The 16,658-nt window shown below is 58.2% G+C and carries 19 protein-coding genes; 15 read left to right on the forward strand and 4 right to left on the reverse strand.

Translation table 11 applies throughout. The features are described 5' to 3' along the window. Positions 1–78: 78 nt before the first annotated feature. The 13 genes from AC13C0_RS13995 (at position 79) to AC13C0_RS14055 (ending at position 11,552) form a co-directional block, all read left to right on the forward strand. Positions 79–516, forward strand: coding sequence for a MerR family transcriptional regulator (locus AC13C0_RS13995; protein WP_482954591.1), 438 nt, complete (start codon positions 79–81; stop codon positions 514–516). A 31-nt stretch (positions 517–547) separates the two neighbouring features. Continuing rightward, on the forward strand, positions 548–1,714 hold the full coding sequence (locus AC13C0_RS14000) for an isovaleryl-CoA dehydrogenase (RefSeq protein WP_482954592.1): 1,167 nt from the start codon (positions 548–550) through the stop codon (positions 1,712–1,714). Between the two features lie 208 nt (positions 1,715–1,922). Continuing rightward, positions 1,923–3,530, forward strand: a complete 1,608-nt coding sequence (locus AC13C0_RS14005) for a carboxyl transferase domain-containing protein (RefSeq protein ID WP_482954593.1) — start codon at positions 1,923–1,925, stop codon at positions 3,528–3,530. Between the two features lie 14 nt (positions 3,531–3,544). Beyond that, positions 3,545–4,351, forward strand: a complete 807-nt coding sequence (locus tag AC13C0_RS14010) for an enoyl-CoA hydratase-related protein (RefSeq protein WP_482954594.1) — start codon at positions 3,545–3,547, stop codon at positions 4,349–4,351. Further along, positions 4,351–6,360 carry an acetyl/propionyl/methylcrotonyl-CoA carboxylase subunit alpha gene (locus AC13C0_RS14015; RefSeq protein ID WP_482954595.1) on the forward strand — a complete coding sequence of 670 codons (2,010 nt, stop codon included), beginning with the start codon at positions 4,351–4,353 and terminating at the stop codon, positions 6,358–6,360. The genes AC13C0_RS14010 and AC13C0_RS14015 overlap by 1 nt, the downstream gene beginning before the upstream one ends. After that, complete coding sequence (locus tag AC13C0_RS14020; protein ID WP_474546248.1) at positions 6,360–7,268, forward strand: hydroxymethylglutaryl-CoA lyase; 909 nt, start codon at positions 6,360–6,362, stop codon at positions 7,266–7,268. Before AC13C0_RS14015 ends, AC13C0_RS14020 begins: the two co-directional genes overlap by 1 nt. Before the next feature lie 147 nt (positions 7,269–7,415). Further along, the gene (locus AC13C0_RS14025; protein WP_474546247.1) at positions 7,416–7,991 is read left to right on the forward strand and encodes a peroxidase-related enzyme; all 576 of its coding nucleotides are present in this window, start codon (positions 7,416–7,418) and stop codon (positions 7,989–7,991) included. Positions 7,992–8,043: 52 nt separating this feature from the next. Beyond that, positions 8,044–9,732, forward strand: a complete 1,689-nt coding sequence (locus AC13C0_RS14030) for an AMP-binding protein (protein WP_482954596.1) — start codon at positions 8,044–8,046, stop codon at positions 9,730–9,732. A gap of 135 nt (positions 9,733–9,867) precedes the next feature. Beyond that, complete coding sequence (locus tag AC13C0_RS14035; RefSeq protein WP_482954597.1) at positions 9,868–10,050, forward strand: GNAT family N-acetyltransferase; 183 nt, start codon at positions 9,868–9,870, stop codon at positions 10,048–10,050. A gap of 52 nt (positions 10,051–10,102) precedes the next feature. Beyond that, positions 10,103–10,420, forward strand: a complete 318-nt coding sequence (locus AC13C0_RS14040) for an antibiotic biosynthesis monooxygenase family protein (protein ID WP_482954598.1) — start codon at positions 10,103–10,105, stop codon at positions 10,418–10,420. 79 nt (positions 10,421–10,499) lie between these two features. Next, positions 10,500–10,790 (forward strand): nucleotidyltransferase family protein, encoded by a 291-nt coding sequence (locus AC13C0_RS14045; protein ID WP_482954599.1) that lies wholly within the window; start codon positions 10,500–10,502, stop codon positions 10,788–10,790. Continuing rightward, positions 10,783–11,049: a HepT-like ribonuclease domain-containing protein gene (locus AC13C0_RS14050; RefSeq protein ID WP_482954600.1), complete on the forward strand. Its 267-nt coding sequence runs from the start codon at positions 10,783–10,785 to the stop codon at positions 11,047–11,049. The genes AC13C0_RS14045 and AC13C0_RS14050 overlap by 8 nt, the downstream gene beginning before the upstream one ends. A gap of 347 nt (positions 11,050–11,396) precedes the next feature. Continuing rightward, a complete protein-coding gene (locus AC13C0_RS14055; protein ID WP_482954601.1) occupies positions 11,397–11,552 on the forward strand; it encodes a hypothetical protein in 156 nt (51 codons plus the stop codon). Between the two features lie 6 nt (positions 11,553–11,558). Here the strand turns inward: AC13C0_RS14055 and AC13C0_RS14060 are convergent, their stop codons facing one another. Together AC13C0_RS14060 and AC13C0_RS14065 are read right to left on the reverse strand one after the other, a co-directional pair. Further along, positions 11,559–11,870, reverse strand: a complete 312-nt coding sequence (locus AC13C0_RS14060) for a helix-turn-helix domain-containing protein (protein WP_482954602.1) — start codon at positions 11,868–11,870, stop codon at positions 11,559–11,561. Next, positions 11,833–12,249 carry an AraC family transcriptional regulator gene (locus AC13C0_RS14065; RefSeq protein WP_482954603.1) on the reverse strand — a complete coding sequence of 139 codons (417 nt, stop codon included), beginning with the start codon at positions 12,247–12,249 and terminating at the stop codon, positions 11,833–11,835. Before AC13C0_RS14065 ends, AC13C0_RS14060 begins: the two co-directional genes overlap by 38 nt. A gap of 18 nt (positions 12,250–12,267) precedes the next feature. Between AC13C0_RS14065 and AC13C0_RS14070 the strand changes: the two genes are divergently transcribed. Both AC13C0_RS14070 and AC13C0_RS14075 read left to right on the forward strand, forming a co-directional pair. Then, positions 12,268–12,606, forward strand: a complete 339-nt coding sequence (locus tag AC13C0_RS14070) for an aldo/keto reductase (protein WP_482954604.1) — start codon at positions 12,268–12,270, stop codon at positions 12,604–12,606. Positions 12,607–13,000: 394 nt separating this feature from the next. Beyond that, entirely contained in the window at positions 13,001–14,986 is a 1,986-nt protein-coding gene (locus tag AC13C0_RS14075; RefSeq protein WP_482954605.1) for a hypothetical protein, read from the forward strand. A 90-nt stretch (positions 14,987–15,076) separates the two neighbouring features. Here the strand turns inward: AC13C0_RS14075 and AC13C0_RS14080 are convergent, their stop codons facing one another. Both AC13C0_RS14080 and AC13C0_RS14085 read right to left on the reverse strand, forming a co-directional pair. Beyond that, positions 15,077–16,327 carry a type II restriction endonuclease gene (locus AC13C0_RS14080; RefSeq protein WP_482954606.1) on the reverse strand — a complete coding sequence of 417 codons (1,251 nt, stop codon included), beginning with the start codon at positions 16,325–16,327 and terminating at the stop codon, positions 15,077–15,079. A gap of 89 nt (positions 16,328–16,416) precedes the next feature. After that, positions 16,417–16,656 carry a type II toxin-antitoxin system RelE/ParE family toxin gene (locus tag AC13C0_RS14085; protein WP_482954607.1) on the reverse strand — a complete coding sequence of 80 codons (240 nt, stop codon included), beginning with the start codon at positions 16,654–16,656 and terminating at the stop codon, positions 16,417–16,419. Positions 16,657–16,658: the final 2 nt, after the last annotated feature.

Here is a 16,658-nt window from a genome sequence, read left to right on the forward strand (position 1 = left end):
TTTGTTTAAAATCGGCCCCTAAAACTACTTTACGTTTACGTAAACTTTATCTAACCTAAGTCTAAAAAGGAAATCCCAATGGACATAAAGAAGACATTCAGCATCAGCGAGCTCGCCAAAGAGTTCGATGTAACAACCCGGAGCATTCGTTTCTACGAAGATCAGGAACTGCTCAAGCCCTCACGGCGCGGGCAGACACGGATCTTCAGTTCAAAGGATCGGGTGCGACTGAAGCTCATACTCCGGGGCAAGCGCATGGGCTTTTCCCTGGCCGAGACCAAAGAGCTGTTTGACCTGTGGGACGAAACCCTCAGCGGAAATGAGAAACAGCTTCACAAGATGCTGACCATTCTGGCCAACAAACGGGCACAAATGGAACAGCAAAAGAACGACATTGCCCAGGCGGAAATGGAGATAGACACAGCCGAAACCCGGTGCCGGGAAGCCCTGGCCGAGCTGCAGAAGAAAAAGAAACAGCAGGCCCGGGCCGACGAAGAAGCCCCGGCAGACCGCTGAACACCAATGACAAAACCAAAGGTAGCCAACGATGAAATCACAATACTCAGAGCTCAATTTCGGCCTCGGTGAAACCCTCGACATGCTGCGTGAGCAGGTCAACGGGTTCGCCGCCTCCGAAATCGCACCCCGCGCCGAGGAAATTGACCGCAACAACGAGTTCCCCACGGACCTGTGGCGGAAAATGGGCGACATGGGCCTGCTGGGTATCACCGTGAGCGAAGAATACGGCGGCTCCGACATGGGCTACCTGGCACACGTCATCGCCATGGAAGAAATCAGCCGCGCCTCCGCCTCCGTTGGCCTCTCCTACGGTGCCCACTCCAACTTGTGTGTGAACCAGATTCACCGCAACGGCACCGAGGAACAGAAACAGAAATACCTGCCGAAACTCGTCAGCGGCGAACACATCGGCGCCCTGGCCATGTCCGAGCCCAACGCCGGCTCCGACGTCATCTCCATGAAGCTCAGCGCCAAAGACGCCGGTGACCACTACCTCCTCAACGGCACCAAAATGTGGATCACCAACGGCCCGGATGCCCACACCTACGTCATCTACACCAAGACCGACACCCAGGCCGGCTCCAAGGGCGTTACCGCCTTCATCGTCGAGCGCGACGCCCCGGGCTTCAGCCGCCACCAGAAACTCGACAAACTCGGCATGCGCGGCTCCAACACCTGTGAACTGGTGTTCGAAGACTGCAAGGTTCCCAAGGAAAACATTCTGGGCGGCATTGGCAACGGCGCCAAAGTCCTGATGAGCGGCCTCGACTACGAGCGCCTGGTACTCTCCGGTGGCCCGCTGGGCATCATGCAGGCCGCCATGGACGTAGTGGTTCCCTATATCCGCGAGCGCAAACAGTTCGGCCAGGCCATCGGTGAATTCGAACTGGTACAGGGCAAAGTAGCCGACATGTACACCTGGATGAACACCGCCAAGTCCTACGTCTACATGGTCGCCATGTCCGCCGACCGGGGCGAAACCACTAGAAAGGACGCCGCCGGCGCGATCCTCTACTCCGCCGAAATGGCCACCAAAATCGCCCTGGACGCCATCCAACTGCTCGGCGGTAACGGCTACATCAACGAATACCCGACAGGCCGCCTGCTGCGGGACGCCAAGCTGTATGAGATCGGTGCCGGAACGTCCGAGATTCGTCGGATGCTGATCGGTCGTGAGCTGTACCTGAACAAGTAAAACGCAGCTTCACGCCGGAGGCTGTCTATAGCCTGAAAAGACTGGGACGGCCGCACCCAAAGTACGACGGAGGGGGCGGGGGGAGGGCGGTCCGGGAATGTAGAGGGCCATGGATGGGCCGAAACAAGCGCACATGGGTGTGCTGGTGCGGGTTGGCGGACCGCGCGTCCCCCGGCCCCAACTCGCCCAAGGTCAGGAAGTCAAAACCATGACGATACTGCAGAGCAAGATTAACCCCAGGTCCGAAGAGTTCCAGGCCAACCAGGACTCCATGGCAACTGCCGTAGCGGACCTGCGAGACAAAGTTGCCACCATCCAGCAAGGCGGCGGCCCCTCCTACCAGGAGCGCCACATCGCCCGTGGCAAACTACTGCCCCGCGAGCGCATCAACCGCCTCCTGGACGACGGCTCCCCGTTCCTGGAAATCGGCCAGTTCGCTGCCTACAACGTCTACGATGAAGAAGTCCCCGCAGCAGGCGTGATCGCCGGCGTGGGCCGCGTCTCCGGCACCGAATGCATGATCATCGCCAACGACGCCACGGTGAAAGGCGGCAGCTACTACCCGCTGACCGTCAAAAAACACCTGCGCGCCCAGGAAATCGCCCTGCAGAACCGCCTGCCCTGCATCTACCTGGTAGACTCCGGCGGCGCCAACCTGCCAAGACAGGACGAAGTCTTCCCGGACCGCGACCACTTCGGCCGCATCTTCTACAACCAGGCCCGCATGTCCGCCGACGACATCCCCCAGATTGCCGTCGTTATGGGCCTGTGCACCGCCGGCGGCGCCTACGTACCCGCCATGGCTGACGAGTCCATCATCGTCCGCAACCAGGGCACCATCTTCCTGGCCGGCCCGCCGCTGGTGAAAGCCGCCACCGGTGAAGTGGTCAGCGCCGAAGACCTGGGCGGTGCCGACGTACACTGCAAGATCTCCGGTGTTGCCGACCATTACGCCGAAAACGACGCCCACGCCCTGGAAATCGCCCGGCGCTGCGTCTCCAACCTCAACCGCCGCAAGCCAGTGGACGTCGAGATCCGCAAGCCGAAAGCGCCGCTGTACGACGCCGAGGAAATCTACGGCATCGTCGGCACTGACCTGCGCAAACAGTTCGACGTACGCGACGTGATCGCCCGCATCGTTGATGGCTCCGAGTTTGACGAGTTCAAACGCTACTACGGCCAGACCCTGGTGACCGGTTTTGCCCATATCCACGGCTATCCGGTGGGCATCATCGCCAACAACGGCATCCTGTTCGGTGAGTCTGCCCAGAAAGGCGCGCACTTTGTGGAGCTCTGCTGCCAGCGCAACATCCCGCTGCTGTTCCTGCAGAACATCACCGGCTTCATGGTCGGCCAGAAGTACGAATCCGAAGGCATTGCCAAGCATGGCGCCAAGATGGTCATGGCCGTGGCCTGCGCCAACGTGCCCAAGATCACCGTACTGATCGGCGGCAGCTTCGGCGCCGGCAACTACGGCATGTGCGGCCGCGCCTACAGCCCGGACTTCCTGTGGATGTGGCCCAATGCCCGCATCTCGGTGATGGGTGGCGAACAGGCCGCCGGCGTCATGGCCACCGTGCGCCGCGAGGGCATGGAACGTAAAGGCCAGGAGTGGAGCGCCGAAGAAGAGGCCGAATTCAAACAGCCGATCATCGACACCTACGAGCACCAGGGCCACCCCTACTACGCCAGTGCACGGCTGTGGGACGACGGCGTGATCGATCCGGCCCAGACCCGCGAAGTGGTTGCCCTGAGCCTGTCTGCCACCCTTAACCGCCCGGCCAAACCGACACGCTTCGGCGTGTTCCGGATGTAATCGGGGAGAATGACATGACAGACACCGAATCCGCAGTTCTGCTCAGACACCGCGCCGGGGGCATTGCCGAGGTGGTCCTTAATCGCCCCGACAAACGCAACGCCTTTGACGACGTGATCATCCAGCAGCTGATCAACACCCTCACCGAGGTGAGCTCCAACAGCAAAACCAAGGTGGTGATCCTGCGCTCCGAGGGCAAGCATTTCTCCGCCGGGGCCGACCTTGGCTGGATGCGCCGCATGGCCGACAACGGCCACAAGGAAAACCTGGACGATGCCCGCCAGTTGGCCCGGCTGATGGAAGTACTCAATGGCCTGCGCAAGCCGGTGATTGGCCTGGTACAAGGTGCCGCCTACGGCGGCGCCGTGGGCCTGGCCGCCTGCTGCGACATCGTCATCGCCACCGAGAAATCCAGCTTCTGCCTGAGCGAAGTGAAGCTCGGCCTGATTCCGGCGGTGATCAGCCCCTACGTGGTGCGCGCCATTGGTGAGCGCCAGGCCCGCCGCTACTTTATCTCTGCCGAAGTGTTCAACGCCCGGCAGGCACAGGACTACGGCCTGGTGCACATCGTCTGCGACGATGTCGAGGCCATGGAAGCCCGCTGCAACGAGATGGTGCAACAACTGGCCACCAACGGCCCGGAAGCCATGCGGGCTGCCAAGGACCTGGTATTTGCCGTCAGCCACAAGCCCATCAACGACGACGTGATTGACGACACCGCGCACCGCATAGCGGATATCCGGGTGGGTGAAGAAGGGCAGGAAGGGCTCAGCGCCTTCCTGAACAAGCGCAAGGCCAACTGGGTTCCGGAGACAGACTAATGTTCAGCAAAATCCTTATCGCCAACCGGGGCGAAATCGCCTGCCGGATCATACAAACCGCCCACCGCATGGGCATTCGCGTCGTCGCCGTCTATTCTGAGGCCGACGCCAATGCACGGCACGTGGCCATGGCCGACGAAGCCTTCCATATCGGCCCCGCGCCCAGCTCTGAGAGCTACCTGCGGGCTGAAAAGATTATTGAGATTGCCAGGAAGAGTGGCGCCCAGGCCGTTCACCCGGGCTACGGTTTCCTCTCTGAGAACACCGCATTCGCCGAAGCCTGTGAAGCCAACAACATTGTCTTCATTGGCCCGCCCTCCCCGGCTATTGCCGCCATGGGCTCCAAGTCTGCGGCCAAGGCAATCATGGAAAAAGCCGGCGTACCCCTGGTGCCCGGTTACCATGGCGACGACCAGTCCGTTGAAACCCTGCGGGCCGAAGCCGAGAAATGCGGCTTCCCGCTGCTGCTCAAGGCCGTCGCCGGTGGCGGCGGCAAGGGCATGCGCGTGGTGAATAACATGGGCGAGTTCGACGATGCCCTGGCGGCCGCCAGGCGCGAAGCCCAGAACGCCTTCGGCAACCCGGACATGCTGATCGAACGCTACCTGACCCAGCCACGGCACGTGGAGATTCAGGTGTTCTGCGACAAGGATGGCAAGGGCGTGTATCTGGCCGAGCGCGACTGCTCCGTGCAGCGCCGCCACCAGAAAGTCCTGGAAGAAGCCCCGGCCCCCGGCCTTAGCGAAGACACCCGCAAGGCCATGGGTGAGGCCGCCGTGCGCGCCGCCCAGGCGATCAACTATGTGGGCGCCGGCACCGTTGAATTCCTGTACGACGTGGACGGTTCCTTCTTCTTCATGGAAATGAACACCCGCCTGCAGGTAGAGCACCCGGTTACCGAAATGGTCACCGGCCAGGACCTGGTGGAATGGCAATTAAAGGTAGCCTGGGGCGACCCGCTGCCGCTGGATCAGTCCCAGGTAAAAACCCGGGGCCACGCCCTGGAAGCGCGGATCTACGCCGAGGATCCGGACCAGGACTTCCTGCCGGCCACCGGTAACCTGCGTTACCTGAGCACGCCGGATGAAAGCGCCCACGTGCGGGTCGACACCGGTGTGACCGAAGGCGACGACATCAGCATCCATTACGACCCCATGATCGCCAAGCTGATTGTGTGGGACGAAACCCGCGACCAGGCTATCAACCGCATGGTCCAGGCCCTGGAGCATTACCGCATTGCCGGCGTGAAGACCAACATCCGGTTCCTGCACGCCCTGGCCGACGCCCAGCCGTTCCGGGAAGCGGACCTGACCACCGGCTTTATCGACGATCACCGGGAACTGCTGTTCCCGAAATCGAAACTCGATACCCACAAGGCCCTGGTACTGGCCGCCGGCTTCGTACTGGAGCAGCGTAAATCCCGGGAAGTGGTGAGCACCGACCCCTGGTCACCGTTTGGCCGCCAGAACAGCTGGCGCATGAACTCCGAATACGCCCAGCCCCTGCAACTTCAGGTGGGTGAGGAGATTCACGACCTGAAGATCCTGGAACGGGACGACCGCTATCAGGTGTTCGTGGGCGGCAGCGTATACAACCTCACCGCCCGCCTGGATGACGATTACCTGCAGGCCGTGATCAACGGCCACCGCATCAGCATCCACGGCAACCTGCACAACGACCAGCTGGTGCTGTTCTACGAAGGTGACACCTTCAACTGCACCATATACCGGGAAACCTACGGCTTCGAGGAAATAGCCGGCGAAGGCAGCCTGGCCGCGCCCATGAACGGCGCCATCGTGGCCGTGCAGGCCAGGGTCGGTGACAAGGTCACCGCCGGCCAGAGCCTGGTGATCATGGAAGCCATGAAGATGGAACACGCCATCAAGGCCCCGGCCGACGGCGTGGTCACCGAAATCTTCTTCGCCGAAGGCGACCAGGTTTCCGAAGGTGCCGAACTGATCGCCATTGAGGTGAATGACCCTGAAGCGAAACAAGAGGAGGCAGGCTGATGGCCTTTCCCAAACAGGTCCGCCTGGTTGAGATGAGCCCCCGGGACGGACTCCAGAACGAGCCCGGCCCGGTGATCGCCACCGCCATTAAAACCGGGCTGATCGACCGCCTGGCCGACAGCGGCCTGAGCCACATCGAGGCCGCCAGCTTCGTGTCCCCGAAATGGGTGCCACAAATGGGCGATGCCGCCGAGGTTATGGCCGGCATCAACCGCAAGGCTGGCGTTCGCTACTCCGCCCTCACCCCGAACCTGAAAGGGTTTGAAGGGGCACTGGCAGCGAAGGCCGACGAAGTGGCCGTCTTCGGCGCCGCGTCCGAGTCCTTCACCAAAAAGAACATCAACTGCACCATCGCCGAAAGCCTCGAGCGCTTCGCCCCGGTGGTGGAAGAAGCCCGTAAACACGGCATCCCCGTGCGCGGCTACGTCTCCACCGTCATGGGCTGCCCGTACGAAGGCGATATTGCCCCGGAACAGGTCGCTCATGTAGCCAAAGCCCTGTACGACATGGGCTGCCACGAAATCTCCCTGGGCGACACCATCGGCGTGGGCACCCCACTGAAAGCCAAACGCATGCTCGAAGCCGTTGCCGCCGAAGTGCCGATTGAGAAGCTAGCCGCCCACTTCCACGACACCTACGGTCAGGCACTGGCCAATCTGTACGCGGTGTTGGAAGAAGGCATTGCGGTTATCGACGCCTCCGTCGCCGGCCTCGGCGGCTGCCCCTATGCCAAGGGCGCTTCTGGCAACGTCGCCACCGAAGACGTGCTATACCTGCTTAACGGCCTGGGTATAGAAACAGGTGTTGATCTCGAAAAATTAGTGGCAACCGGCGACTGGATCTGCGGCCAACTGAACCGTGCAAATGGCTCCAAAGTAGGACAGGCGCTAGGCGGTAACTGCCAATGATTAACGTGGTGAGCGGGTACGACTTCCCGGGACTGTCTGCAGCAAGGATGCTGCAGTCAAGCGTACAGGGATGTATTCACAGCGTGTCCCGGGAAGTCGTACCCGCTCGCCACTGCACCAAATCCTGAAGGCTAGGAGTCAGCAAGAATGAGTAATAAAAACGTAGTCGCCCTGGATCTCCCGATCCCGGAGATCAGCGACATGCCGGAAGACACCCGGAAGTACTTCCAGATCTGTCAGGAAAAGCTGGGCATGATTCCGAACGTACTCACCGCCTACAGCCAGAACCTCAAACAGCTGGACGGTTTCACCCGCCTGTATAACGAGCTTATGCTCGGTGAGAGCGAACTCTCCAAACTGGAGCGGGAAATGGTCGCCGTGGTGGTCTCCTCCGAGAACAAATGCTTCTACTGCCTGGTTGCCCACGGCGCCGCCGTGCGGGTGCTGAGCGGCGATCCCCAGTTGGGAGAGCACATGGTGATGAACTACCGCAGCGCCAAACTCGACAAACGCCAGCGGGCCATGCTGGATTTTGCATCCCACCTTACCCGCTCGCCGGCCACCGTCACCGAAGACGACATCCAGGCCCTGCGGGATGCCGGTCTCAGCGACCGCGGCATCTGGGATCTCAGCAACCTGATCGGTTTCTACAACATGTCCAATCGCGTGGCGATTGCCAGCGATATGCAACCTAACCCCGAGTATCACAGTCAGAGTCGCTAGCAGGTAAACCACCCTGCTCGCCCTCGAATACAAAAACAATGGAGGCAGAGATATGAGCAAGACTCTACCAAGCTATACCAGCGGAACCGCGGAAAAGCCCCTGCTGGGCATGACCATCGGCGAAATGCTCGACCGCACCGCCGAAAAATACCCTGACAACGAAGCCCTGGTGTGCCTGCACCAGGATATTCGCTGGACCTACAAAGAGTTTGTTGAAAAAGTCGACGAAGCGGCCCGGGCCTTCATGGCAATCGGCGTCAAACGCGGTGACCGTGTAGGCATCTGGTCCCCGAACCGCTACGAGTGGACGGTCACCCAGTTCGCCACCGCCAAGGTCGGCGCCATCCTGGTGAACATCAACCCGGCTTACGGTGTGCACGAACTCCAATACGCGCTCAACCTGGCCGGCATCACCACCCTGGTAACCGCGGACAGCTTCAAAGCCTCCAACTATCGGGAAATGATCTACGAGCTGGCCCCGGAGCTGAAGCGCTGCGCCCCCGGCAAGCTCAAGGCCGACCACGTGCCCGAGTTGCGTGCGGTAATCAACGTGCATGAGGACAAACACGACGGTATGTGGACCTGGAAGGAATTCGTCGGCTTCGCCAGCGATACGTCCCAGGCCGATCTGGAGAAACGTCAGGGCGAACTGCAGTTCGATGACCCCATCAACATCCAGTTCACCTCCGGCACCACCGGCAACCCGAAAGGCGCTACCCTAACCCACCACAACATCCTGAATAACGGGTACTTTGTGGGCGAGAGCCAGCTCCTGACCGAGAAAGACCGCCTGGTGATCCCGGTGCCCCTGTACCACTGCTTCGGCATGGTGATGGGCAACCTCGGCTGCATCACCCATGGTGCTGCCATGATCTACCCGGGTGAAGGCTTCGAACCCAAATCCGTGCTTCAGGCCGTGCACCAGGAAAAGGCCACCGCCCTGTACGGCGTGCCCACCATGTTCATCGCCGAACTGGCCGAGCCGGAGTTTGAAACCTACGATCTCTCCAGCCTGCGCACCGGCATCATGGCCGGTTCCATCTGCCCGGCCGAGGTGATGAAGAAGGTCAACGGCAAGATGAATATGAAAGAGGTTCAGATTGCCTACGGTATGACCGAGACCAGCCCGGTATCCACCCAGACCAGCTCCCTCGACCCGTTCGAGAAGCAGGTAACCACCGTGGGCCGCACCCAGCCACACCTGGAAACCAAGATCGTCGACCCGGCCAGCGGCAACGTGGTCCCGCGCGGCGAAATCGGCGAACTGTGCACCCGCGGCTACAGCGTGATGCTGAAGTACTGGAACAACGAAGAGAAAACCCGCGAAGCCATCGATAGCGCCGGCTGGATGCACACCGGCGACCTGGCGACCATGGACGAGGACGGCTACATCCAGATCGTCGGCCGCATCAAGGACATGGTCATCCGCGGCGGCGAGAACATCTACCCGAAAGAAATTGAAGAGTTCCTCTACACCCACCCCGCCATCGAGGAAGTGCAGGTAACCGGCATTCCCGATGACAAATACGGCGAAGAGCTGATTGCCTGGGTGAAGCTGGCCCCGGATGCGGCGCCGGTTACTGCAGAAGACCTGCAGGCGTTCTGCAAAGGCAAGATCGCACACTTCAAGATCCCGAAAAACTACAAGTTCGTGGATGAGTTCCCGATGACCGTCACCGGGAAGATCCAGAAGTTCAAGATGCGGGAGATTTCGATTGAGGAGATGGGGTTGAAGCAGTAACGCCCCTCTTCAATCTGGCTCCTGCCTCAGACCCCAGCCATGTGCTGGGGTTTGTGCTTTGTGTACTCTGCGTATACGCTTTTGGATAAATTGGCATCATGAAGCGCGCTTTGAACAAGTAAGGCTCGTCCAGTTATGGCAAAATTATTGGAATTTCAAACCGAACGACTACGTTTGCGCCAATGGCGCGACAGTGATCTCGAGCCATTCGCCGCTCTAAACGCCGACCCAAAGGTTATGGAGTTCTTCCCCAAGCCGCTGAGTGGGCATGCAAGCAACGAGATGGCGGAGACAGTTCGTTCACTCATCAGGAAGTAGAAAAGCCTAACCATTAGCCCCAGTTTGTACTGGACTTGCCCTGGAGCACGCCATGTCAGAAATCGCCAACACCCCCAAGCCCCCCTATTACGCCGTCATCTTCAGCAGCCACCGCACAGACGGCGACAACGGCTACGGCGAAATGGCTGAGCGAATGGTTGAATTGGCAGCCCAGCAACCGGGTTTCCTGGGTATTGAATCGGCCAGAGAGAATCTGGGCATTACGGTGTCTTACTGGGACAGCCTGGAGGCCATCCGCAACTGGAAGCAGAACGCGGAGCATCAGGAGGCCCAGCGGCTTGGCCATCAGCAATGGTATTCGAGCTTTCGGGTGCGGATTGCGAAGGTGGAGCGGGAGTACGGGATTTAAGCCGACCGTACCGTAGGAGCGGCTTTTTGATAGAATGCCAGATACGACACCGTTGGATATACGCCCCGGAGGTTGAACGATGGACAGAAAGCGAGCTCTTGAATTGCTCACTCGCAGTAAGCCTGAGCTGGAGGCCCGTTTTGGCGTAACCCAGTTGGCGCTGTTTGGCTCCACTGCCCGCGATACAGCAACCAGCAGCAGCGATATTGATGTGCTGGTGGCGTTCGATGGCCCGGCAACCTCCAAGCGCTATTTTGGCGTGCAATTCTATCTGGAAGATTTACTCGGCTGCCCCGTCGACCTGGTTACCGAAAAAGCCTTACGCCCCGAACTGCGTCCTTATGTTGAAAGGGAGCAAGTACGTGTCTGATACCTTCCAGCGCGAATGGCGTTTCTATCTGAACGATATGATCGAGTTTGCCGGAAAGGTACTGACATACACCGAGGGGCTCGGTCAAGCCGGATTCGTGGCAAACGAACTGGCCTATGACGCCACACTTCGAAATTTGGAACTGATCGGAGAAGCTGCGACACACATTCCTGACGAAGTACGGAATGCCCACCCGGAAATTCCATGGCGAATGGTTATAGCGACCAGAAATCGTCTGATTCACGTTATCTTGGCATAGACGACGACACTCTCTGGAGCATCATCCAGGACGACGTTCCCGATTTACTTCCCTTGCTTGAAGCATTACGAACTGACGCGGCAAAGCCCGGGGCAGGTTGATTTTCAGCGTCACCACTCCCCAACCACAAATCCCATCTACCGAGTTACTCCGTGCCCGGCTTCGCCCAGGCAGGTTTCCGCTTCTCCAGAAACGGGGAAAACCCGGACAGATTTATTTTCTGCTAACAGTGCGCAGCATACGGATGCCCCCAGCCGTAATGCCCAGACGAACACAAATTAGTGAAGTTGGTCGCCAAGTTTGAGCGTGAGAATGACGGTTATCCTGTCATCCGGTGGGAAGCCCTGATGCTGGCGCTTGCTGTGTCTCAATGGCGCAACCTGGCCGGGAAATTTGGCATTCCTGCTGCCCAACAAACATACATGGAGACCGCCTTTGATCATGCCGACATGGATCTGGCGCTCAAGTTTGGCAAACCGGTCAAAGGAACGTCGCGCTGGTAATCCCCCTCATACCCCACTCTCAATCGCCACGCTGGACCGCATCACGGCCTTGTCTCGGCCCGGTGGCGCGCCAAACAGCTTGTGATAATCGCGGCTGAACTGGGACGGGCTTTCATAGCCGACCTGGTAGCCCACACTGGCCACCTCCTGATCGCTTAACAGCAGCCTCCGGGCTTCCTGCAGGCGCACCAGCTTCTGAAACTGCACGGGCGTTAACCGGGTGATGCTTTTGAAATGCCGGTGGAAGGTCGCCGGGCTCATACTCGCCATCGCCGCCAGTTCAGCCACCCGGAAAGGTTGTTGGTAGTTCGCCTGCATCCAGGCGGTTACCCGGCCAATGCGGGCGGTGTCGCTGTCCTTCAGGCCGATTTGCTGCAGGGGCGGCCTCTACAATCCGGGAGTTGACCGGCACATTCACGGACGCCAGCAGGCATTCGCCCAGTCGATAATGAAAAGCCGACTCTCCGACCGCCGTCACCTTGGCCCCCTGCAATACGATGCAGAACGAGGTCTGGTAAAGGGCCCGGATGGTGCCGCTGGGTTCCAGGGCGCGGGTCCGGCGCAAACCGTAGATCGCATTCTCGGGACTATGGGTCAGCCATTGCTGCTCGACAAGATCACGGAGCCGGCTCAGGGATGGGGTGTCCGGTAGCATTGGAATGATGTTGGGCTGACCGGCCAGCTGCAGCAGGAACAAGCCGATGAGCTGTTGAAGATGGCCCTGGAGGCGGGCATCAACTTTATCGATACCGCCAACGTTTATGGGGGTGGCACCAGTGAGTGCATCGTGGGCCAGTCCCTGAAAAATCTGGACGTCCGCCGCGAAGATGTCGTTCTGGCCACCAAGGTGCTCGGCCCGATGAGCGAGGGCCCCAACGCTCGCGGCGCCTCCCGTGGCCACATCATGAGCGAGTGCAAGGCCAGCCTGCAGAGACTGCAAACCGATTACATCGACCTATTGACGGCCCTGGATGAGGTCAGCCGCCTACCGCCGGAGTATCCTGGCTGGATGCTGGAGCGACAGGGGGAGTACCGGGCGCATATGAAGGCCTGATATCGGGCGGCGTGTTCGGCGGCTTATTCGTGGCAGCCCACAGGATTCACGGGCCCTCTGGCTGTGGTTGGGGCGAAGTGTGTTCGCTTCCGGAAAAGCCCCGTTAAAAGGGGGGCCCAGAAATGGGGTGATCCGGGACGAGGAAACCGATGAGTAGTACGTGTTGGTCTAAAGTGGTGCTGGTATTTTAAGGCTCTACCTCCTCGATAAATGGCGACACCCGACAGTGAGTGCTTGTCAGCAAGCTGACGCCGTGCTTCACTTTCCGGATTCGTACCCACTCCCCAACCGGAGAGATTCCCTGATTCGCAATATGGAACAATCAATAGCGGAGTCTGAAGCCTTTATACAACGCTTTCGCCAGGGCGGTTAATATCGCAAGGGAGCCAACGCTATGGAGCGCCACGACACAGATCCTGCGCTCGGGCCGGCATTGAGGCAGTTTGATGTAGCGCTGGGAGATTTCGCCCGCGCCCGTCGCACCGACCCCAAGGCCTCCAGCCTTGGGCTGCTAGAGCGCACCCGAATGCTGATGACGCTGCCGGGCGGCTTTGACGCCCTGTACCGGCGGGTTCGCTCGCTGGAATCCGCCGGCATCTTCGGCTCCAGCGACTGGGCTCAGCCGGCAATTCTCCAGCCGGCACTGGCCAAGCACTCCCTGCGCGAGGCCGGTGCTGTTACAACCATCGTAGAGGCCATCAGTGAGCTACGAATGCTTGCCGTCACCCGGGGCGATTACTTCCACCCCGGCATTTCCGCAGAACAGGCACGATACTTCCTGACCCAGGTTATGGCGTTGAACCTGGATCTGCTGTCTGGCCAACTCACGGAAGCCGACCGGGAACGCCCGAAACAGCTCGGGATGATTGTCCAGGAACTCTACCGGTATCTGATTTCCCACCTCGGCTATGAGAGCCTGCTGGACAGCCTGGTGGCGGAAGTCTGGCGCCTCCTGGACCAGGGGCCGGTGCAGGTCGACAGCATCTGCGAGATGATCGGCCAGATCGCCAAGTGCCTCTATGACCCGAAGATAGAAACCAACAGAAACGTCGCCGCAACCCGCCTGGTCAACGCCCTGTTTGCGCCCACACCGGGCAGTGCTGAAGACCCCGGCCTGCAGGTTTATGAGCAGCGCCTGAGGGAGATGGACGACCTAACCCTCGCCTCCGAAGCCACCTGCTTTGCCCGCAGCATGCACGACACCGGTCTGGCTTCCCCTTACCACGCGGTTATGCTGAGGTTCCTGCGCAACAGTGACCAGGACGATCTGATACCCAACACGCTGGGGCTGACCATGACCGGCCTGGACGATCTCTATTGCTACACTGAACTGGTCCATGCCCTGATTGACGAAGCCATATACCCGGAAACCTGCCAGGCTGTATATGGCCTTACCATGATGCTGGAACGGGGCTCACTGTTTACGCCCTCTGTGGCCCAGGCCCTGTGGCGGCAGATCCAACTCAAACTGTCGGCGGAGACCGCCAATACCCTTCGAGAGGCCTTTGGCGATGCCCAACCGCCCCGGGTATTCCTGCTGGCCGGTGTCATCAACCTTCTGGGGCAGCCGCTGGGTGTGGGCCAGGGCAACAACCCTACCTGCCAGTCGGCTATTGGCCTGTCGGTGTGGGCGGCCAATGAGGCCGATTACCTGCTACAGGTACTGACCTGGGCGGCCCGGGACAACGAAGTGCTGAGCCGCTTCGAGGGCGAGAACGTCTCTTCCAGGGACCTGGGGCCCGGGCTGGTCAAGGAAACACCGGTCGATGTAGACCCGGTATCGCTGATCCTCATCCCCCACCTGGACCGCCTCTATGGGGAAATGTGGCGCCGTTGTGAAAACCGCGACGACGATGCCCACCGCTGGATCAACCCGGAATTCTATGGCTGGTGGGTCAGCCACGGGTTCCGTGTGGTGGCTGATGTTCATACTGGCGAGGTGCACGACTACGAGGGCTTCATCCGGCATTTCTATGCCAGCTACCACCCTTTCTACAACGGCCACCTGCCCGTGATCCACGCCCAGCCGGCCGGTATTGCCGTTACGGACAGCGCCGCACGCTTTGTAGGCCGCCACGCCATCAACATCCTGAGGGTCGGGCTCAGCCCCCGCAATGAGATGCGGGTCTACTTTTTCAACCCCAACAACGACAGTGGTCAGGACTGGGGCCAGGGAATTACCTGCTCCACCCGGGGCCACGGCGAGTTCCGCGGCGAGGCCTCCCTGCCCATTGCCGAATTCACGTCCCGGCTCTACGCATTCCATTACGACACGCTGGAGCTGGGTGACCTTTCGGCAGTACCGGATGAGGAAGTCGCCCGAATCATGGAGCTTGGTTATACCAGTTGGGCTGCGTCACCTGAGACATCGCCGGACTGAGCCCCCAGGGAAAGCCCGCCATCACCGGTGACAGAACCTTACCGAAGCCGAGGCTGTGGCACCCGGTGCATGGCCTTGATATGCGCTGATTCAATTGACCACCTTAGCTATTTTCTTCAGAGTTTCTTTGCTATCGCCAAACGTACATATCGCATCACAGTGTTTACGCAAGTCAGAGAATAAAATGTAATGAATTTCGATATTATTGCCCTTAATCGCTGGCCGACTTAGCTGCAACTCTAACTCCTTTTCTCTGTTGTCAGGGATGATAAGGAACAGGGAGGAGGGGTCTTCCGGAAATGAGAAATACAGGTCTGTAAGGCGAAGTATCCCGGAATATATTGATGTACTTTTCTCAACCTCAAAAGCGCAAACAATTTTGTTTGTGCCTTTCTCAAACCAAATCACGTCAATTAGCGCAATAGTGTTATTTGTGTCTCTATCAACACCGATATCAGGAAACCCTGGCAGACTTATAAATGAAAAATTAGTGCCATCGTGACATCTTGACCGATCATTTGAAGCGCTAATTACATCATATCCTAACGAGTGGCCGATTTTCAGAAGATGGTATTGCATTTCTGTATGCAGATCTTCCTCTTCTTTTTCATTTGTAACTTCTTTGTGTCGTTTTTTAAGGAGCTTTTCTATTTTCACCTTCTCATCATCAGAAAGAGCACCTTCATCTCCAACCATGAGCTTTTTAACACCAATGTCAAACAACAAGCCAGAAAATGCCCCAAGATCCTTAGAAAGTATACTTCTGTGCTGGCTGTTTTTTCCTATAATTATCTCCCGCATACGAAGGTATTCCTGCCACGAACCAAGCTTAATATTTTCCTTGAACAAGTGGTTAAACCCATTAACTATTGCAGTATTGAATGGGGGAATAATCTCAGGATGAAGGAAATACAGAATATTAACTACTGCAGGTCCCAGCCCCTTTATTTTTCTCTGATCGAGGCGGATTATTTCCTTTAATATTTTATCTTCTCTTGTAGCATTATAGCAATTCTCAAGAAACTGACCAAATGCCATCTTGTTTTCTTCATTCTCATAAATATCTGGAATCCGAAGCTTTGGCTTCCAGTAGAATGCATGTGACGCTCCAATAAATACCTGCTTTTGTTCAGTGATACAGTTTAAGACAAACTCCAGGGACGAGCCTTTATAATCGTTCCCGAATTCTTTAGCCTTGATCTCCAGTATTACTTTATGAACCCCTCGACGAATAGAACGAAAGGCTTTCAGACGCTCATCATTATTGATAAACCAAGTGTTGAATACTGACTCTTTATCGCATTTATACTTTTCAAGCAATTCCTGTAACTCTATATTCATTTTATATCTCAAATGATTTTTTAAACATAAATAGACCGTAGAAAACCCGATTCCGAGCCGTTCCCACCGCCCGATTCCTCAATTTTTTGCTATCGCTCACCTTCCAAGGTATGCCACACCCGCAATATTATAACTGTCCTGGTGTGAACCGAATAACGGACAATATACCTGCCAAGGACTATGTCACGAACTGATTCTAATTCCGGCGCCATCTGAACCGGAACGCCCATTTCAGGGAAGCCTGGCAGCAGCTCCATGTTGCCAGTCAATTCGGTGGCTATTCGAGTCGCAGCTGAAGGATTGTAAATAGCGATGAATTCCCCTAGCAACC

This window comes from Marinobacter sp. B-21 (assembly GCF_056857895.1).